Source organism: Dietzia sp. CW19, from assembly GCF_014145265.1.
In the GTDB taxonomy this organism is placed as follows: Bacteria; Actinomycetota; Actinomycetes; order Mycobacteriales; family Mycobacteriaceae; genus Dietzia; species Dietzia natronolimnaea.
The window spans coordinates 549-3,604 of the sequence record NZ_JAALEE010000547.1; the positions used below are offsets into that span (position 1 = coordinate 549).

Here is a 3,056-nt window from a genome sequence, read left to right on the forward strand (position 1 = left end):
TCTTTCCGAAAGGCGTCCCAAACAGACATCACCACCGAAGCCGAAGCGGTATCCACTTCTTGATTTCACCGCTTATGCTGGCGGCGACGCAGGGGCCGAACAACGTTCACTCACGCGTTGCCCCAGATCCACGCTGGTTGTCCCCGCTTCGAAAGTGCAAAAAATGCCTATGGCCAGTACTGAGGATAACCGCCTCGAGTACAGTGGCGTCCTTGATCGAATTCGTTCGATCTTGCCGTCACTCATTCCCAGTGAACAGCGGGTCGCCACTGAAGTCGTTGAAAATCCCGAAAACGTTCTAGATTTGCCCGCCGCGGCGATGGCCGCCCGCACGGGCACCTCGGCTGCCACCGTGAGCCGGGCATCTAAGAACTTAGGCTTCAGCGGCTACCAGCATCTGCGGATGCTCATCGCACGGGAGTTGGGCGCCCGTAGTTCCGGTGGCTCCGTGGCAGATGAGCCCGGTGACCGCGGAATCGTCCGCTCCTCGTTCAGCAAAGCCGCTGACGCACTCTCCATCGCCGTAGATTCGATCGACTTCGAGGCATTCAACCGGGCCGCCGACCTCATCGCCGGAGCAGGCCGGGTGCTCATCGTGGCAAACGGCGGCTCGGCGCCGCTTGCGCACGCGGTCACCATTCAGTTCCTGGCATCGGAACGTGTAGCCGAGGCGCCCGCCGATGCTGTGACTCTCAACTTCGTTTGGCGGGATTTCGCAGCATCGCTTGGCGGCTCAGGTGAAGCCGGTGGCGAGGGTGGAGCGGCGGAGTCAGTGTCCGTCGCCGAGGTGGCCGGAGAGTTTGTCCAGACGATCGAGGCTCGATCCGTCAAGGCCGATGATCTCGACGGTCTTGCCCTTGGCGGCGTACTTGTGGGTGATCGCGTCCAGGGTGGCCACGGTGGAGGCGTCCCAGATATCGGCCTCGGTCAGGTCGATGACCACGTGCTGGGGGTCGCCGGTGTAGTCGAACTGGTAGACCAGATCGTTGCTCGAGGCCCAGAAAAGCTCGCCACGCACTCGGTAGGTGCGGATGTCGATGGTGCCGTCGTGATTGACGTCGAGTTCAGAGACCTTCTCCAGGCTCGTCATGTGGGCCACGCGGCGGGCGAACATGACCATCGCGGTGAGCACGCCGAGGATGACGCCGATGGCCAGGTTGTGGGTGATCACAGTCGCGGCGACGGTGACCGCCATGACGATCGTCTCCGGGAGCGGCATCAGGCGCAGGGTGCGTGGGTGGATGGAGTGCCAGTCCATGGTGGCCACCGAGACCATGATCATCACCGCGACCAGGGCAGCCATGGGGATCAGGCCGACGATGTCGCCCAACGCTACGACGAGGATGAGTAGGAAGATCCCAGCCAGCAGGGTGGACAGGCGGGTGCGGGCGCCGGACTGCTTGACGTTGATCATGGTCTGGCCGATCATCGCGCAGCCGCCCATGCCGCCGAAGAAGGCGGTGACGATGTTGGCCACGCCCTGGCCCCATCCCTCACGGGTCTTGTCGGAGCGGACCTCGGTGATGTCATCGACGAGTTTGGCGGTCATCATCGACTCCATGAGCCCGACCAGCGCCATCGCCAGGGCATAGGGGGCGATGATTTGCAGCGTCTCCAACGTCCACGGCACGTCGGGGATGAATAGCGACGGCAGCGAGGAGGGCAGCTCGCCCTGATCGCTGACGTTGGGCATGGTCCAGCCGAAGAGCACGACCACGGCGGTGATCGCCACGATCGCCACCAGCGGGGCCGGCACCGCGGCCGAAAGTTTGGGGAAGAACACCATGATGAGCACGCCAGCGGCGACCATCGGGTACACCAACCACGGCACACCCAGCAGGTGCGGGATCTGCGCGGTGAAGATCAGGATGGCCAGGGCGTTGACGAACCCGACCATCACCGACCGGGGGATGAAGCGCATGAGCTTGCCCACCCCGATCACGCTCAACACGACCTGGAAGATGCCGGCCAGCAGCACGGTGGCGATGAAGTAGTCCAACCCGTACTCGCGCGCCACGGGGGCGATGACCAGGGCGATTGCGCCGGTCGCTGCGGAGATCATCGCGGGCCGTCCGCCGGTGAAGGCGATCGTCACGGCCATGGTGAAGGAGGCGAACAGCCCGACCCTCGGGTCCACTCCGGCGAGGATCGAGAACGAGATCGCCTCGGGGATGAGCGCGAGCGCGACGACCAGACCGGCCAAGACCTCGGTGCGCAGTCGGCGGGGGGAAGAGAAGGCGTACTTGAACGACGCGAGGACGCCGACGGGTGCGAGATCGTCATCCGAGCTGGCCGGGGGCGGGGACGAGGCCCCGGATGCGTGGGTGGGAGCTGTCACGGGGGTTTTCCTAACCGTGGAGGGAACATGACACACTCTCCCGTAACGGGAGGTTTGAAACCTACCGTAACGTCAGGTTTGGGTAGCGTTGAATTTGGGACCGACACCGTGACCTATTTCACGAGGAGTGTGATGCGGGAAGAGTCCGCACGAATGGTCGGTGAGGTCGCTGACTTCACCGGCCTGTCGATCCGCACGCTGCGCCACTACGACGACATCGGCCTAGTGGTGCCCTCCGGCCACACCGCCGGCGGATTCCGGCTCTACACCGACGCCGACATCGACCGACTGCTCCTCGTCCGGCGAATGAAACCTTTGGGCTTCTCGCTGGAACGCATGAAGCAGTTCCTCGAAGCCACCGACATCCTTACGGCGGCCCAACGCTCAGAATCGCCGGGGCTCGATGACTGGCACGCCGCCAGAATGACCGTCGAAGAGATCCGCGCCGAAGCTGAAGCGCGCTACCTCGAACTGCAGACCCAACTCGAGTACAGCGCCGAGTTCTTGCAACTATTCCGCCAGAGGTTTGACTAAGCAGGCTGATCCATAAACGACCGTTTTTGCTACAAGTGAACTCGAGCTCGCCGGATTTGGATACGCCGAGGTGGGCGGAAGCCAATTTTGTAGCGGAACCCAGTCTCAAAATCTATGTTTCTGATCTGCCCAGCAGCGACGAGTATTGCTACATTTGTCGGTATGGGCCACGCTTTCGGGTACG

At 63.0% G+C, this 3,056-nt stretch carries 2 protein-coding genes; one reads left to right on the plus strand and one right to left on the minus strand.

The window, feature by feature from the left end; translation table 11 throughout:
- Window positions 1–769 precede the first annotated feature (769 nt).
- Window positions 770–2,218 carry a SulP family inorganic anion transporter gene (locus tag G6021_RS15550; protein ID WP_187700048.1) on the minus strand — a complete coding sequence of 483 codons (1,449 nt, stop codon included), beginning with the start codon at window positions 2,216–2,218 and terminating at the stop codon, window positions 770–772.
- A 252-nt stretch (window positions 2,219–2,470) separates the two neighbouring features.
- Here G6021_RS15550 and G6021_RS15555 point away from each other — a divergent pair, with 252 nt between their 5' ends.
- Window positions 2,471–2,872, plus strand: a complete 402-nt coding sequence (locus G6021_RS15555; protein WP_006898346.1) for a MerR family transcriptional regulator — start codon at window positions 2,471–2,473, stop codon at window positions 2,870–2,872.
- Window positions 2,873–3,056 lie beyond the last annotated feature (184 nt).